The following is a 16,896-nucleotide window of genomic DNA, read 5'->3' on the forward strand; positions in this document are numbered from 1 at the left end:
ATTTAAATACATGATTAAGAACGACCTATTTTTAAAAGCACTAAAAGGAGAAACAGTACAACGCCCACCCGTTTGGATGATGCGTCAGGCGGGAAGATATTTACCGGAATTCATCGCACTTCGCGACAAATATGATTTCTTCACCCGTTGCCAGACTCCCGAATTAGCTGCTGAAATTACGGTTCAGCCCATCAGGAGAATTGCTCCGGATGCGGCGATTTTGTTTTCGGATATATTGGTAATTCCTCAAGCGATGGGAATTGAAGTGCTGATGAAAGAGAATTTTGGGCCTTTTTTACCCAATCCAATCCGTACCATTCAGGATGTGGAGAAAGTAATCGTTCCTGATGTTAATGAAACATTAGGTTACGTTTTTGACGCCATCAAACTGACCAAAGAAATGCTGAATGATGAGGTGCCTTTAATAGGTTTTGCAGGTTCTCCTTGGACAATCATGTGTTATGCAGTGGAAGGAAAAGGTTCCAAAAGTTTTGATATGGCCAAAGGATTCTGTTTTACACATCCGGAAGCAGCGCACGTTTTATTGCAAAAAATCACCGACACCACTATTTTATATTTAAAAGAAAAAGTAAAAGCAGGAGTAAATGCTGTTCAGATTTTTGACTCTTGGGGAGGAATGCTTTCTCCTGTTGATTACCAGGAATTCTCATGGAAATACATCAATCAGATTATTGAAGCATTAGCCGATGTAACCCCGGTGATTGTTTTCGGAAAGGGATGTTGGTTTGCCTTGGGCGAAATGGGAAAAAGCCGAGCCTCAGCTCTTGGGGTTGACTGGACTTGTTCTCCAAGAAATGCCCGTTATTTATCAGGGGGAAACATTACGCTGCAAGGGAATTTTGACCCGTCAAGACTACTTTCGCCAATCCCGACGATTAAGAAAATGGTGCATCAGATGATTGACGAATTCGGAAAAGACAAATATATTGTGAATCTGGGCCACGGAATCCTTCCAAATATTCCGGTAGATCACGCCAAAGCATTTATCGATGCGGTAAAAGAGTACAATCAATAAAAATACTTTTCAATGCTGAACGAGAACTTCATTATTGATACTTTGAAACCATCTGATGCAAAACAGTTGTATCAGTTTGTCTTGGACAATAATGAAAGACTAAGTAAATATTTTCCAGTTACCCTTTCCAGTAACTCAACTCTGGAAAAGTCTACAGAATATATTGAAATTAAAGCTAAAGAAATTGAGCAAAAAATAAATTTCACCTTTGCTATCCGAGAAATTGATTCCCAAAAAATTATGGGATTGATTATCATTAAAAAAATTGATTGGGTAAAAAGTATTGGTGAACTAGCGTATTGTATCGGAAGCGATTTTGAAGGAAAAGGCATAATAACTAAAACCGTTAAAGCAATTTCAGATTTCGCTCATGAGGAATTAGGGCTGAAAACGATTCAAATTATGGCCCATATAACGAATCTTGCCAGCTTGAAAGTGGCTCGAAATTCTGGCTTTATCTGGAAAAAAACGTTATTGAATCAATTTACGCCTGTTAATGAACCTGCATTAGACATGGAATTATATGAACATACAAATGAGAAATAAATTCTATACCTACATAAAATTGGTTTTTAAGATTCTATTTTTTGGATTTTATTATTTTTGGATTATTAATGCACTTATATTTTATCTTTTTCCAAATAATAAATACAATACTTCAAATGGAGCGTGTGCTGCAGGATGGATGATGATAGGTTATCCAATCATAATTGTGTCTCTGACTATATTATATTTATTAATAATTTTAATTTATTTTAAATTTTTTAAAACTAAAGACGTCATTCCCTATATTAAGTTAATAGTTTATCCATTAATATTATCAGGAATATTTTTCTGGACTTTTGTATTCATTTTTTCAATTTTCAAATAATAACACAAGTTAAAAATGAAAAATAAATTCTACACCTATATACAAACTCTTCAGGATCAAATTTGCAAAGGTTTGGAAGTGGCTGATGGTCAGGCCAAATTCCGCGAAGATCTTTGGGAACGTCCGGAAGGCGGAGGAGGAAGAACGCGCGTAATCGAAAACGGAAACGTATTCGAAAAAGGCGGCGTTAATATTTCAGCGGTTCACGGAAAACTGCCGGAAGCAATGCAGGAAATGTTCAATGTAGGCGAAGCTGATTTTTTTGCCTGCGGACTGAGTTTGGTTATTCACCCAAAAAGTCCAATGGTGCCAACGGTTCATGCCAACTGGCGTTATTTCGAAATGTATGATGACAAGGGGAATATTATCCAGCAATGGTTTGGGGGCGGACAGGATTTAACACCGTATTATCTGTTTGAGGAAGATGCCAAACATTTTCATCTAACTTGTAAAACTGCCTGTGACAAGCACAATCCCGAGTTTTATCCAAAATATAAAAAACAATGTGACGCCTATTTCTGGAATGCACACCGCAATGAAGCAAGGGGAATTGGGGGATTGTTTTTCGATTATTGCAAAGCTACTGACGATATGACTATGCAAAACTGGTTCGATTTCGTTTCAGAAGTGGGTAATAGTTTCCTTCAGGCATATGTCCCGATAGTGGAAAGAAGAAAAGAATTGCCTTCTACTGCGGAACAAAGAACCTGGCAGGAAATCCGACGCGGCCGTTATGTTGAATTTAATTTGGTGCATGATAAAGGCACTCTATTTGGACTAAAAACCAACGGAAGAATTGAAAGTATCCTTATGAGTTTACCGCCTCATGTGCAGTGGGTTTATGATCATCATCCGGAATCGGGAAGTGAAGAAGAAAAATTACTTAAAACATTAAAATCACCAGTTGATTGGATTTAAGCGCAAAGTGAAGCAACTTCAAACCTTAGACTTTTCAAACTTAAAAAAAAATATATGTTTCCATTACACAGAGGTAGAAGATTAAGAACGAACGAATCCATCAGAAGCCTGGTGCGTGAAACAAGTTTGAGTCCAGCCGACTTTATGTTTCCGATGTTCATTACAGAAGGAGAAAATTTTCAGGTGGAAATCCCTTCTATGGTTGGAATTTACCGTCGTTCGTTAGATTTAACGGTGAAAGAAGTCCAGGAAATTTACGACTTAGGGATTCGTGCTGTAAACATTTATGTGAAAGTTGATGAATCGTTAAAAGACAATACCGGAAAAGAGGCTTGGAACCCAAACGGATTGATGCAAAATGCGATCCGTGCCATAAAAGCAGCATGCCCGGAAATGATTGTGATGCCCGATGTGGCTTTGGACCCATATTCTATTTACGGTCATGACGGAATCATCGAAAATGGTGATATCGCAAATGATGCCACTAATGCTGCTTTGGTAAAAATGGCCGTTTCGCATGCTGAAGCGGGTGCCGATTTCGTAGCGCCTTCTGATATGATGGACGGTCGTGTATTGCGTTTACGAGAAGGTTTGGATAAAGCCGGTTTTCATAATGTGGGAATCATGAGTTATTCGGCCAAATATGCTTCTGCATTTTACGGTCCTTTCCGTGATGCTTTGGACAGCGCTCCTGTTGATGCCACCGAAATTCCAAAAGACAAAAAAACCTACCAGATGGATTATGCCAATCGCCTGGAAGCCATCAAAGAAGCTTTGTGGGATGTCGAAGAAGGTGCCGATATGGTGATGGTAAAACCGGGAATTGCGTATTTGGACATCGTTCGCGAGGTTAAAAATGCGGTAAATGTTCCTGTAACGGTATTTCATGTTTCTGGTGAATATGCGATGATTAAAGCCGCCGCCGAAAGAGGCTGGTTAGATCATGACAAAATTATGATGGAACAGTTAATGTGTATCAAACGCGCCGGCGCCAGTCTGATTTCGACCTATTTTGCCAAAGAGGCAGCGATACTTCTGAATAAATAACCATGAAAAACGTACTCTTATTATTGACGTTTTTTTTGATTTTCTCCTGCAAGGAGGAAGTAAAAATAGAAGCCGCAAATACCGATGTCCAAGGGATGTCTGCAACGGCGCCGGAACAACTCGGTAAGGAGATTTTCGAAGGAAAAGGAAACTGCAGTGCTTGTCACCAGCCCAACACTAAAGTTATCGGCCCCAGCATTAGCGATATCGCTAAAAAATACAAAGAACAAAACGGGAATCTGATCGCCTTTTTAAAGGAAGAGAGCGCCCCTATTGTCGACCCAAGCCAATACGAAGTCATGCGCACCAATTTTGCCATTACAAAAACATTCTCCGAAGAGGAATTAAAAGCTGTTGAAGCCTATTTTTATTCCCATTTGAAATAATTTTCAGGAGCTGATCCCGCTATCCACTGTATCCGCGCAAAAAAGCGCGGGATGCCGTTCCTATCGGGGCTAAAATTACATGAACCATCTCTATCGGGATGGTTTTTTTATGTCCCAAAATAGCATTTCAGCCAAAAAATAAATACCTTTAACTATGGAAACTGCATACATTAAAACGCCACTGGGCATCGCAAGAATTGAAGGGGATGAGGACGGTATTTCCGTTATTTCTGTAGTGGATCAAGGCGAAACTTCTTCTGCGATTCCACCTGTACTGACCGAAGCAGTAACCCAACTGTATGATTATTTCGACGGAAAAAGAAATGATTTCAATTTCCCAATCAATCCTGCGGGAACCGAATTCCAGCAAAAAGTATGGAAAGGTCTGTTGGAAATCCCATTCGGGAAAACGATGTCCTATCTGGAACTGTCTAAAAAATTAGGCGATGTAAAGGCCATTCGGGCAGTGGCTTCTGCGAATGGGAAAAATCCGCTTTGGATTGTGGTACCGTGCCATCGTGTTATTGGTGCCGATGGATCATTAACGGGATATGCCGGAGGTTTGTGGCGCAAAAAATGGCTGCTCGAGCATGAGAATCCATTGAAGCAACAATGTCTCTTCTAAAATATTTAATACATTTTCCTCGTTTTCGAAAAAGGGAAAGAGAAATACTGTAAATTCGCTATTTGTAGCTAAATTCTTAATATATGAGATTCTTAAAAAAATTCCTGATTGGGTTTTTCGTTGTAATTGTTTCGTTAATTGCATTGGCCTATGTCCTCAATATGGATTATTTGCTGAGAGCCGTGCGGACTATTTATGGGAATGGTCATAAAACGGCTTTTTTGGAAGATTACAACGAATTTGATAACCGCGTCATTGCAAAAGGCACGACGGCACAACCTTGGGCAATACATACAAAGTATAACACCGTAAAAGCCACGCCAGCATTAGAAAAAGTTCATCAAAAACTCGGCACCGTGGCTTTTCTTATCATCAAAAATGACAGCATCTGGTACGAGAGTTATTACGATGGATATGATAAAAATTCGAAATCCAATTCCTTTTCGATGGCTAAGAGCATTGTTTCTGCAGCGCTTGGCAAAGCCATAATGGAGCATAAAATCAAAAGTCTGGATCAGTTGGTTTCTGATTTTTATCCCGAGTTCAAAGAAGGAAAGGCGGCTAAAATGACGGTGGGCGATTTGTCGTCAATGGCATCCGGCTTAAATTGGGATGAATCCTATTACAGTCCTTTTTCGATCACTACCAGGGCCTATTTTGACGGAAATCTGAAGAAATTGATATTGGGACTCAAAGCAACAGACGAACCCGGAAAAGAGTACAAATACTTAAGTGGGAACACGCAATTACTGGCCATGATTATTGAAAAAGCAACCGGGCAAAATTTAGCAAGCTATGTTTCCGAGAAATTCTGGAAGCCGATAGGGGCCGAAAACGATGCGCTTTGGCAAACCGACAATAAGAATGGGATAGTGAAGGCTTTCTGTTGTATTGCCAGTGATGCAAGGGATTTTGCGCGTTTTGGAAAACTGTACAAACAATATGGAAAATGGAACGGACAACAGATCCTGGACAGTGCTTACGTGGCCAAATCCATCACGCCGCGATTTACAAGTTCGCCACAATACGGCTATGGCTGGTGGCTGAGCAATTACAAGAATAAAAAAATATTTTCGATGCGGGGCCATTTGGGACAATACGTAATCGTTATTCCGGAAGACAATTTGATCATCGTTAGATTGGGTCATTTGAAGGGATTACAGTCTTCAAATGCCACGTTCACGGATGACTTTTACGCATATATTGATGAATCGTACAAAATGTTAGGTAAATGATAGAAAAAGTGAACCTCGAACACATCTTGTTCCTGGATATTGAAACCGTTCCCGAGGCTCCATACTTTAATGAACTGGACGATGAAATGAAATCCCTATGGGAAAACAAAACACAATACCAACGAAAAGAGGATTACTCCCCGGAAGAGTTTTATGACCGTGCGGGAATTTGGGCCGAATTCGGGAAAATCATCTGCATTTCTGTCGGTTATTTTACATTTAAGGGTGATATCCGTCATTTTCGGGTAACCTCATTTTTTGGCGAGGAAAAGAAAATTCTGCAGGACTTTAATAATCTTTTGAACAATCACTTCAGTCAGCCGCAACATATCCTATGTGGCCATAATGCCAAAGAATTTGATATTCCGTTTATTGCCCGGAGAATGATTATCAACCAAATCCCAATTCCAAACAAACTGAATTTATTTGGCAAAAAACCATGGGAAATCCCACATTTGGACACGTTGGAATTATGGAAATTCGGCGATTACAAAAACTTCACTTCCTTAAAACTATTAACTAAAATACTCGGAATCCCTTCTTCAAAAGGCGATATCGATGGTAGTCAGGTAGGCCATGTTTTTTATGTGGAAAAAGATATCGACCGGATTGTCACGTATTGTGAAAAGGATACGATTGCCGTAGCGCAGGTTTTCCTTCGTTTGCGTCGCGAAGATTTGTTGATTGAAGACGAGATTATACATATTTAGTTTTTGAAACTCGGTGGGCAGATTCCACGATAAATGTTACATTTACCAAAAAAACAGATTATGGTTTTAAGTAGATTTTGGCTTGTGATTTTTATTTCCTCAATTGTATTTGTTGTATTCAGTTTGTTTTCCGGCAACAGTTACACCATTGATTATGTTTTGAATGGAAAAAAAGACGACCGGGTTTTAATCTCAGAAAAACACCTTTACCAAATGCCACCTTTCGTAAAAGACAGTATTGAGAAAGCGCCCGAAAATACCATCATAATCAATAATAATCCCAAAGACGCGGATACAACTTACGTTTATAAAAGCCAGACCGTAAAAGTGTACAGCGGTGTCCAGAAATCGGACGGTTTATTACCAACTTGTAAAGCTACATTGCTCGATTTGATTATTCCACTTATCGCTTATTTGGCTTTTTTCTGTGGATTAATGGAGCTTTTGATTATCTCCGGGGCAACCGAAAAATTAGCCAAATCCTTAAGCCCTGTCTTTGTAAAAGTCTTTCCAAGTGTTCCAAAAAACCATCCGTCTATTTCCTATATGACCTTAAACTTTGCTGCTAATTTTCTGGGCTTGGATTCTGCGGCCACTCCGTTTGGACTAAAAGCCATGGAAAGTCTGCAAGAAATTAATCCCGATAAAGAAAAAGCTAGCGATGCGCAGATTATGTTCATGTGCCTGCACGCGTCAGGACTGACATTAATTGCAACGTCTATTATTGGTTATCGGGCTGCTGCAAATGCAAGCAATCCTGCCGATGTAATGCTGCCTTGTATCATCACTTCTTTTATCGGTACGATAGCGGCTTTCCTTATCGTTGGAATCAAACAAAAAATTAATTTCAAAAGCGCTTCATTGGTAGTGGCTCTGATGGTAATGATTGCTGCAATAGTGGGTTTGCTGATGTATGTAAACCATTTGGATTTAATTGGCAAAAACTATTTCACGTCCAATCTTTCAGCATTGATACTGGTTGGGATTATTGGTTTCACTTTGCTTTTTGCCTTTATTAAGGAAAAGAAATTTGCCGAGGCGGGTACCACTGTTTACGAGGCCTTTGTAACCGGAGCCAATAATGGAATTAAAACCGGAGTTACTATTTTCCCTTATGTTTTGGGAATGCTGGTGGCTATTTCTTTGTTCAGAAACAGTGGTTTATTTGAAATTATAAGTAACGGGATTGCGTTTGTTTTCTCAAATATGGGCGTAAGTAAGGAAATCACCGATGCTTTACCTGTAGCCATGCTCAGGCCTTTTAGTTCCGCAGGATCACGAGGATTTTTGATTGATTCGATGAATACTTTCGGAGCCGATTCCTTAACTGCGAGATTAAGCAGTATTTTTCAATGCAGTGCCGAAAGTACTTTTTATGTGATTGCGGTTTACTTTGGTTCGGTCAATATAAAAAATACCCGATACGCTTTAGGAACGATGCTTTTAGTGGATTTAATTTGTGTGATTACCGCAATATTTGTGGCAAGTTGGTTTTTTTAAGGAAGTGTAAAAATGAACTTATTGCATACTTTAATAAATCATTTCGTTGGGAATTTTGCCATGTGGCTATATTATTGAGGCCGATAATCTATTGATGAAATTGTTTCGATTCTAGGATTGATTATAATTATTTTAGCATTTATTCTTTTTTTAATTTTCAATAACAAATAATTATAAAAAAAGAGACCTAATTTATTTAAATATGAAGAATATATTTAATCCGGAAAATAACAAGGAATTAATGGAAAGATTACAGAAATTATCTCCTGATTCCCAAAAGCAATGGGGAAAAATGACCGTTTCCCAAATGCTGCTGCACTGTCAAAAACCTTTGGAAGTAGCAGAACAAAAGCTAGTAGTAAAAAGAGGTTTTATCAGTTTTCTGTTCGGAAAAATGATGAAGACCAAATTAATCAATAAAGGGGAGAGCTTCACTCAAAACCTGCCAACGGCAAAGGAATTCATAATAGATACAGAGGTTGATTTTGAAAAGGAGAAACAAACCTTAAAGAATATGTTAGAAGATTATGGGTTGCGAGGCGAGAGCGTCATTGTGATGGCGACGCATCCTTTTTTCGGGAACCTGTCCCCGGAGGAATGGGGGATTTTGTTTTACAAACACCTCGATCATCATTTTACTCAATTCAGCGTTTAATAAAAAAGCCTCACATTTCTGTGAGGCTTTACTTTTTCAATTATTTTTTTATTTTGAAGATTTATGAGAATAGGGAATTTCTAGCTTAAAATCGATTTCTTTATTCTTTGATGAACTTCCTGGATAAAACAGCTTCATTATTATGTAATATAATTATGTAAAAACCATTTGTCAAATTGCTTACATTTATAGTGTTGCCAGAGACTATGTTTTCGACTACTTTTTTACCAATTAAGTCGTAAATCTCGTATTTATGAATGTTCGTTTCAGTTGAAGTAAAATGTAATAAATCTTTTACTGGATTAGGATATAAGACAAGTAATTTTTTTTCATATGTATTAATCGATGTAGAAAGCGTAGTAATATTTCCCATTAACCGAACAAGTCGATTGGATATTTGCGTTTTATATAATGTAAAATCTCCTCCAACTAAAATTTTTCCATCGGTTTGTAAGACTATTGCATTAACAACATTGTCAAATCCTGTTGCCGTATTAAATGTTGCATCTTTAGTACCATCATTATTTAATCGTATCAGACTTTTAGAAGCAATTCCATTATAAGTAGTGAAAAAGCCGCCAACTAAAATTTTTCCATCGCTTTGTATCGCTATTGATTTGATGATATTGTCAAATCCTGTCCCAATATTAAAAAGAGAATCTATACTACCATCATTATTTAGTCGTATCAATTTGTTTGCAGGGACTCCATTATAAGTACTAAAAATGCCGCCCATTAGAATTTTCCCATTAGATTGGGAAATAATTGTGTTAACTAAACCATTAAGACCTGTTCCTGTATCAAAAGAGGTATCTATACCACCATCGTTGTTTAATCTGATTAATCTGTTTTTTGTGACTCCATTATACGTAGTGAAATCACCTCCTACCAAAATTTTTCCGTCCGTTTGAAGGGTTATTGTATTTAACAAATTATTAAAACCTGCTCCTGTGTTAAAGGTTGTATCTATACTACCATTGCTGTTTAATCGTATTATTCTATTTACTGCTGTGCCATTATAGGAGGTAAAATAACCTCCAACTAAAATTTTCCCGTCATTTTGTAAGGAAATTGCAGATACAGAGTTATTAAATCCTGTTCCTACATTAAATGCAGGGTCAACAATACCATTACCGTTTAATCGGATTATTCTGTTAGTGATGATTCCATTAAAATTTGTAAAATCACCTCCAGCTAAAATTTTTCCGTCTGGCTGTAGGACTATTGTCTTTAAACTGTAATTAAAGCCGGATTCAGTATTAAATGAAGTGTCAATATTAGCATTATTGTTTAGTCTTATCAGCCTATTTGTGGTAGCTCCATTATAAGCTGTATAATCACCACTTGCTAAAATTTTTCCATCCGGCTGTAAAGCTATTGCATTTACGGAGTTGTTAAAACCTGTTGATGAATTAAAAAAAGTATCAGGATTGCCATTACTATCGAGTTTTATTATTCTATTGTTAGGCGTACCATTATTATATCGTAAGAAAGAACCGCCAACTACAATTCCGCCATCTGATTGTAGGTTTAATGTGTTTACCACTGTATCTGCCATATACCCACCATCAAATCCACTAATAGTTGAATTAAAGCTCATATCATGGCTTCCATTGCTATTTAATCTTATTATCTTCTGAGAAACCAAGTTATTGTAGGTATAAAAATCACCACCTACAAAAATTTTGCCATCTGGTTGTAAGGTCATTGTAATTACAGAAGAATCAAAAGCTGTTGCTCCTATTATAAACGAAGGGTCAATACTTCCATCATTATTTAATCTGATGATACGTCCTGCGGAAATGCCTTTGTAAGTGGTAAACCCTCCTCCGGCCAAAATTTTCCCATCGGGTTGCACAACTATTGATAATATTCCATAATTAAATCCTGTTCCTACAACAAAGGACGTGTCTATACTGCCGTCATTATTTAATCGTATAATTTTATTTGCAGTAGTACTGTTATAGATAGTAAAGTTACCCCCTATTAATATTTTGCCATCAGGTTGCACAACTATTGATAATATTTCATAATTAAATCCTGTTCCTACAACAAAGGTTGGGTCTATACTGCCATTGCTATTTAATCGTATAATTTTATTTGCTGTGATACCGTTGTATGCAGTAAAATTACCACCTATTACTATTTTTCCATCCGATTGGAGGGCTATTGTCCTAACTTTTGTAATCAAATAAGGTCCGGCAAAACCAGTTCCGGAATTAAAAGTGGTATCTATACTTCCGTCATTATTAAGTCTTATTATGCCCTTTGAGGGGGAGCCATTATAATTAGTAAATTCACCACAGGCTATAATTTTTCCGTCTGGTTGTATAGCTATTGCAGTTATTTCGTAATTAAATCCTGGTCCTGTATTAAAAGAAGGGTCGATGCTGCCATTACTATTTAGTCTGATTAATTTTCCAGCTATCGTACTGTTATAAGAATCAAATCTACCGCCCATCAAAATTTTTCCATCTTGTTGTTGGGCTGACGTTTTTACAATGCTGTTAAACCCTTTGCCTGTATTAAAGTTAGGGTCTTTACTGCCATCATTGTGCAATTTGATTATGCAAAGATTATCATAACCATCATATTCACCCATACCACCTCCTGATATAATGCTACCATCAGGCTGAACTGTTAAGGTATCTACAGTTCCATTAAAACCTTTCCCAATATTAAAAGAGGTATCTATACTCCCGTCATTATTAAATCTTATTATATTTTTAAATGAATTACCGTTATAAGAATCAAATTGCCCTCCTGCTAAAATTTTACCATCTGCTTGGATAACTATTTTTTCTAAAATATCATTAAATCCATTAAATCCTGTTGTAATAAATGTGGGGTCAATAGTACCATCATTATTTAACCGTATGATTCTATTTGCTGTCGTTCCATTATAAGTAGTAAATTCTCCTCCAACTAGAATTTTACTGTCTGGTTGCAGAGCTAATGTTTTAACAAAAGTGTTTGAGCCTGTTCCAGTATTAAATGAGAGGTCTTTAGTGCCATCACTGTTTAATCGTATAATTCTATTAGAAGTTGTGCCTTGATAGGTCGTAAAATCACCTCCTACCAAAATTTTACCGTCTGGCTGCAAAACAATTGTTTGTACAGTTTTATTAAAGCCTGTTCCTATATTAAATGAGGTGTCTATGCTACCATCACTATTTAATCGTATTATTCTTTTAGAAGAAACACCTTTGTAATAAGTAAAATCACCTCCCACTAAGATTTTCCCATCAGGCTGAACAACTAAGGCAACTACGGCCTTAATAATAATAACACCTGCAGTATCTTTAAAACCTGTTCCTACAATAAAAGACGGATCAACAGTACCATTGTTATTTAATCTCACGATTCCTTTAGCAGTATAGTCGAAATCACCGGCAGCTAAAATTTTCCCATCACTTTGTTGAGTAATTGCATATACATTAGTAAGCTCATTTAGTAAGAACGAATCGTCTTTACTCCCATCCATATTCAATCGGATCAATCCACGGGCAGTTAAATTATTGTATTTACTAAATTGACCTCCAGCTAAAATTTTGCCGTCTGATTGGATAAAAATTGAATAGACATGATTATTCGTAAAACCGATGAGAGCACTTGATGGTATAGTTGAATAAAAACTTGGATCTAATGATGCTGAATCTTGGGCAAAACCAATAAGACTAAAAAGTAAAAAGCAAAATAGATGTAGTTTTTTTATCATGATCTGAGATTTTTTATAAAAGTATATGTTTTTTATGTACTATATGAAATTCTGATTAAGAATTTTATAGTAATCACCTCCGTTGATTACGAATGACCGAAGCAGTCATTTAAAGACTAAAGAAATTTTGAAAATCAAAAAAAGCCTCACAGAAATGTGAGGCTTTAATTTTTAGTTTAAAAGAAAGATTATTTCTTAATGAATTTCTTCGTAATTGTTTTTTGACCATCGTTCACTTCGAAAATGTATGTTCCGATGCCTAATTTGCTAACATTTATAACATTATTGGATACTTTCCCAGAAGCAACTTCTTGTCCTAAATAGTTGATGATTCTAAAAGAAACAACTCTGTTATCGACCATGGCAACATTCAACAGATCACCTACCGGGTTTGGATACATGGCAAAATCAAAGAGATTGGTTTCATTGCCCAGTTCTCCTGCTATGGTTGTAGTGGAAGCTGCGATTGCTCCGCCAATATTTACCGTATAGTCTTCCACTTCCCCATAAGAGAACGTTTCACAGGCAGTTGGTGCTGCATTGTATTTCATGGAAACTCTCATTCTGGTTGTTCCGGATAAGGCTGAAGTTGGAACGGTAAACGAGTATGAAAGATTGCTGCTCAAAGAAGAAGATCCTGCCACTATTTGTTCGGTGGTTTCGAAAGTTCCGTTCTTGTTGAAATCAATCCAAACAGCCCAAAATTCGGTATATGCGGAAACACTAAATCCGGCGCTTATCACAATTGTATTGGATCCATAAGGAAGATTTCCTGTCAGACTGGTAAAGTTTCCATAACCGGCATTTGCACCAGTTGTATTTGCAATTCCACCAATTCCAACGTAATCGATGAATTCATCAGCCGCACTGTTTCCATTACTGGCACAATAAGTTACAGTAATTCCTGATGTAGTTACGCTCACTACATTACTGGAAGCAGAAGTATTTCCGGCTGCATCTTTTGCCTTCACAGAAAAAGTATATGCAGTAGCTGCAGTCAATCCTGTAACACCGTATGTAGTTCCTGTAACCGAACCTTTAAAAGTAGCTCCCTGATATACATCATATCCGGTAACCCCCACATTATCAGTGGAAGCGGTCCATGACAGATTTGTTGTAGTGGTTGTAGTTCCTGAAGCTGCCAAATTAGTTGGTACAGTTGGGGCTTGACCATCTCCCGTGATAAGGTTAACTGCATAATCTTCTACTTCTCCATAAGGGAACATTTCACAAGGGGTAGCAATGCCATTATATTTCAAGGACACTCTCATTCTTGATAAACCAGAAATAGCGCTATTCGGAACTATAAAAGACCCTGAAACCGGAGTATTTGCTGAAGCTGCGATACTCCATACCAATTCGCCTGCATCATCAAAATCTTTATCTCCATTTAAGTCAATCCACACGGCACAACCTTCCGCATAAGCAGAGCCTGTCCATGTTGGTGTAACCGTAATGGTTGAAGAAGCTCCTTTTGTTAGATTGGTTGAAATAGCGGTAAAATCACTATAGCCAGTTCCTCCGGTAGAGGCGTTATTGATGGTGCCCAATTGTACTCTTCCTATGTATTCATCAGCAACGCTGTTTCCTTTTGAAGCACAATAAGCAGCTACAACTGCAGTTGTAGTAATGGCAGCGGTATTACTTGCGGTTGATAAATTTCCGGCGGCATCTTTTGCTTTAACTGTAAAACTATAGGCTGTGCTGGCTGCTAATCCCGTAACGGTATAAGTTGTTGTTGCAACAGTTGTTACTAAAGTTGTTCCGTTGTAAACATTATATCCTGTTACCCCTACGTTATCAGTGGAAGCTGTCCATAATAAGTTGGTCGTTGTAGATGTAGTTCCTGAAGCAGCTAAACTGGTTGGTGCAGTTGGTGCCTGATTATCTATCACAGAAGTGATGGAAGCTCTCCAAATTCCTCTTCCATAAGTGGCAGCGGTAATGTTGTTGTCTACATAATTGATTTCTAAATCTGTTACGGAAACGTTAGGTAAATTTGTGTCAAAAGGTTCCCAAGCCGTTAAGGTATCATCTTTATAATATACACCAAGAGTAGTTCCCACATACAAAGGATTTGCAGAATTTTGAGCCTGATGCGCAATTACATTTTTCCCGATTGCGGGAAGACCATTACTTATGCTGGTAAATATAGTTCCTCCATTATTTGATTGGTAAACCAAACCACCAGTTCCCTGAGTGATTGCATATATAATGGAACTATTGGAAGAGTGGACGAGTATATTATTAACAGTTGTCGGGAACGTATAAACTTCCGTAAAAACATTCCCTTTGTCGGTACTTTTATACAACTTAGAACCATCAGAAACATACATAATGTTGTTGTTTGAAGGATCTATAATCACATTTTCAACATTACTGGTGAATGTGGTAGAACTACCAACCCAAGAGGTTCCATTCAATCTGTAAACTTTTGTATAGCCGCCAAAAACTTCTCCCAGCGAGTTAATAGCTAATGGTGTTACCCAGTTTCCATTGGCAGGGCCTGCTACTTCTGATGTTAAACTATTACCAGCATCAGTTGTTATATACAAACTAGATCCATATTGAATATATCCATAATATTTGCTGCTGTTGGCAGGATCTACTCCGGTATCCATTCCGTCAGCGCCATAGTAATTTTTCCATTGATTATTGCTGTAGGCATGTCCGCCATTATCTTGCAATCCACCCACCATATTTCCGGATGATTGTTTAGAAACGGCGATTTTATAAAACTGGCTAATTTGCAATCCTGCTGTTAAACTGGTAAAATTAGTTCCGGTATCAGAAGAAACATATACACCTCCGTCACTTCCACAATATAATTTATCACCATAATATCTCAAAAAGTGAATGTCAGCATGTGTATAAGCAGCTGCAGTAGGGGAACTCCAGTTGTTTACTTTTGTGAATGAAGTTCCGCCATTAATAGTTTTCCAAATATTCAGACAGCCGGTAAATACCACCTCTGCATTGGTTCGGGATACTGCTAATGCCATATCATAAAAAGCTTGAGTAGATTCGAAAATATCCGTTGTAGCACTGGATTTTGTAAATGAAGCTCCACTATTGATAGAGCGATATAGCCCTTGGAAGCCATTTGATGTATTGGCGCTCAGCACATATACATAAGCTGAATTAGCCGGTGTTACATCAATAACCAAACGACTTGAACTTGCCGGTAACCCCGAAGTTACTGTAGTAAAAATAGAACCTCCGTCAGTTGATTTGTAAAAAGAAGAAGAGCTTACAGCATATATAGTGTTTGGGTCTCCGGGTTTTAATTTAATGTCTTTAATGTTACCACTTAAAACATTTGTCCAGGATACGCCGGCATTTAGAGTTTTGTAAAGCCCTGCACTTGTAGCCACCCATAAAATATTGGAATTTGTCGGGTGAATATAAATATCGCCGGCCATTGTTGAGGTATTTGCAAAAGATAATCCAGTAGTATTCCAAGTAAGTCCACCGTCAGTTGACTTTAAAACTCCGATAGAATAGGTATCGCCAGCATCTTTATCTCCAGTGGCGATATAGATAATATTGGAATTCGTTGGATCTGTTACAATTCCGGAAACACCTATTTGCGGTAGTTGATCAGATAAGGGAATCCAAGTGCTTCCGGCATTCGTAGATTTCCATATTCCTCCTGCGGGAGATCCAACGTAAATGGTGCTGGAATTACTTGGATCTACATATACCACATTTACCCTTCCTTGACCGGACGACCATGAACCCGTACCAGTGTGGGTAAACGGCCCAACGGGCTGCCAGTTGCTCACTTTAGAGAAAGAAGTGTTATTTTTTGAGTTTTTGGATTGTTTTTTACTCCTCCAGGCCGCCCACATCTCTGAAGGGGTAATAAAACTTCCATCGGGATGCATATTATTTCTCCATTGATATTCCCAACGCATAAAAGGTTTATGCCCGGATCCTTTCTTGTTTTTGTCGTGTGTTGACCAATAGGCCTCAAATGAAGCTACCATCTCGTTCATCGTAAGTTGTTTTCCTTTTGATTTTGCTGCTGCATCTTTCATCCAGGGGGCATCTGCATTAAACTGTGCGCTCATGCTGGAGGGCATAAAGACTGTAAAACCTATTACCAGTAAGGTAATTTTTCTAAGTAATTTAATTTTCATTTTGTTTAATTTTTATTTTTGGTTTGGTTAATAAATTATTGTTGTATTGTAAG

12 protein-coding genes are annotated in these 16,896 nt (G+C 37.7%); 10 read left to right on the forward strand and 2 right to left on the reverse strand.

Features of this window, described 5'->3' with window-relative positions:
• Nucleotides 1-10 precede the first annotated feature (10 nt).
• From hemE to FNW07_RS02275, 10 genes are all read left to right on the forward strand, one after another.
• Entirely contained in the window at nt 11-1,036 is a 1,026-nt protein-coding gene (gene hemE / locus FNW07_RS02230; protein WP_126742396.1) for a uroporphyrinogen decarboxylase, read from the forward strand.
• Between the two features lie 12 nt (nt 1,037-1,048).
• Nucleotides 1,049-1,582, forward strand: coding sequence for a GNAT family N-acetyltransferase (locus FNW07_RS02235; RefSeq protein ID WP_126742397.1), 534 nt, complete (start codon nt 1,049-1,051; stop codon nt 1,580-1,582).
• 340 nt (nt 1,583-1,922) lie between these two features.
• Nucleotides 1,923-2,825, forward strand: coding sequence for an oxygen-dependent coproporphyrinogen oxidase (hemF, locus tag FNW07_RS02240; protein WP_126742398.1), 903 nt, complete (start codon nt 1,923-1,925; stop codon nt 2,823-2,825).
• Between the two features lie 54 nt (nt 2,826-2,879).
• The gene (gene hemB, locus FNW07_RS02245) at nt 2,880-3,872 is read left to right on the forward strand and encodes a porphobilinogen synthase (protein WP_126742399.1); all 993 of its coding nucleotides are present in this window, start codon (nt 2,880-2,882) and stop codon (nt 3,870-3,872) included.
• 2 nt (nt 3,873-3,874) lie between these two features.
• Complete coding sequence (locus FNW07_RS02250; protein ID WP_126742400.1) at nt 3,875-4,258, forward strand: c-type cytochrome; 384 nt, start codon at nt 3,875-3,877, stop codon at nt 4,256-4,258.
• 154 nt (nt 4,259-4,412) lie between these two features.
• Nucleotides 4,413-4,883, forward strand: coding sequence for a methylated-DNA--[protein]-cysteine S-methyltransferase (locus tag FNW07_RS02255; protein WP_126742401.1), 471 nt, complete (start codon nt 4,413-4,415; stop codon nt 4,881-4,883).
• An 83-nt stretch (nt 4,884-4,966) separates the two neighbouring features.
• Nucleotides 4,967-6,118, forward strand: coding sequence for a serine hydrolase (locus FNW07_RS02260; RefSeq protein WP_126742402.1), 1,152 nt, complete (start codon nt 4,967-4,969; stop codon nt 6,116-6,118).
• Complete coding sequence (locus tag FNW07_RS02265) at nt 6,115-6,828, forward strand: 3'-5' exonuclease (protein ID WP_126742403.1); 714 nt, start codon at nt 6,115-6,117, stop codon at nt 6,826-6,828. The genes FNW07_RS02260 and FNW07_RS02265 overlap by 4 nt, the downstream gene beginning before the upstream one ends.
• 60 nt (nt 6,829-6,888) lie before the next feature.
• On the forward strand, nt 6,889-8,328 hold the full coding sequence (locus FNW07_RS02270) for a nucleoside recognition domain-containing protein (RefSeq protein WP_126742404.1): 1,440 nt from the start codon (nt 6,889-6,891) through the stop codon (nt 8,326-8,328).
• A 202-nt stretch (nt 8,329-8,530) separates the two neighbouring features.
• On the forward strand, nt 8,531-8,983 hold the full coding sequence (locus FNW07_RS02275) for a DUF1569 domain-containing protein (RefSeq protein ID WP_126742405.1): 453 nt from the start codon (nt 8,531-8,533) through the stop codon (nt 8,981-8,983).
• Between the two features lie 100 nt (nt 8,984-9,083).
• Here the strand turns inward: FNW07_RS02275 and FNW07_RS02280 are convergent, their stop codons facing one another.
• Both FNW07_RS02280 and FNW07_RS02285 read right to left on the reverse strand, forming a co-directional pair.
• Nucleotides 9,084-12,701: a T9SS type A sorting domain-containing protein gene (locus FNW07_RS02280; RefSeq protein ID WP_126742406.1), complete on the reverse strand. Its 3,618-nt coding sequence runs from the start codon at nt 12,699-12,701 to the stop codon at nt 9,084-9,086.
• Between the two features lie 188 nt (nt 12,702-12,889).
• A complete protein-coding gene (locus FNW07_RS02285; protein WP_126742407.1) occupies nt 12,890-16,843 on the reverse strand; it encodes a GEVED domain-containing protein in 3,954 nt (1,317 codons plus the stop codon).
• Nucleotides 16,844-16,896: the final 53 nt, after the last annotated feature.

The organism is Flavobacterium sp. GT3R68, assembly GCF_007109225.1.
Taxonomy (GTDB): Bacteria; Bacteroidota; Bacteroidia; order Flavobacteriales; family Flavobacteriaceae; genus Flavobacterium.

Bases quoted from the DNA above. Each gene is read 5' to 3' on its own strand.
- hemE (WP_126742396.1), top strand. From the start codon at position 11: ATGATTAAGAACGACCTATTTTTAAAAGCACTAAAAGGAGAAACAGTA.
- FNW07_RS02235 (WP_126742397.1), top strand. From the start codon at position 1,049: ATGCTGAACGAGAACTTCATTATTGATACTTTGAAACCATCTGATGCA.
- hemF (WP_126742398.1), top strand. From the start codon at position 1,923: ATGAAAAATAAATTCTACACCTATATACAAACTCTTCAGGATCAAATT.
- hemB (WP_126742399.1), top strand. From the start codon at position 2,880: ATGTTTCCATTACACAGAGGTAGAAGATTAAGAACGAACGAATCCATC.
- FNW07_RS02250 (WP_126742400.1), top strand. From the start codon at position 3,875: ATGAAAAACGTACTCTTATTATTGACGTTTTTTTTGATTTTCTCCTGC.
- FNW07_RS02255 (WP_126742401.1), top strand. From the start codon at position 4,413: ATGGAAACTGCATACATTAAAACGCCACTGGGCATCGCAAGAATTGAA.
- FNW07_RS02260 (WP_126742402.1), top strand. From the start codon at position 4,967: ATGAGATTCTTAAAAAAATTCCTGATTGGGTTTTTCGTTGTAATTGTT.
- FNW07_RS02265 (WP_126742403.1), top strand. From the start codon at position 6,115: ATGATAGAAAAAGTGAACCTCGAACACATCTTGTTCCTGGATATTGAA.
- FNW07_RS02270 (WP_126742404.1), top strand. From the start codon at position 6,889: ATGGTTTTAAGTAGATTTTGGCTTGTGATTTTTATTTCCTCAATTGTA.
- FNW07_RS02275 (WP_126742405.1), top strand. From the start codon at position 8,531: ATGAAGAATATATTTAATCCGGAAAATAACAAGGAATTAATGGAAAGA.
- FNW07_RS02280 (WP_126742406.1), bottom strand. From the start codon at position 12,701: ATGATAAAAAAACTACATCTATTTTGCTTTTTACTTTTTAGTCTTATT.
- FNW07_RS02285 (WP_126742407.1), bottom strand. From the start codon at position 16,843: ATGAAAATTAAATTACTTAGAAAAATTACCTTACTGGTAATAGGTTTT.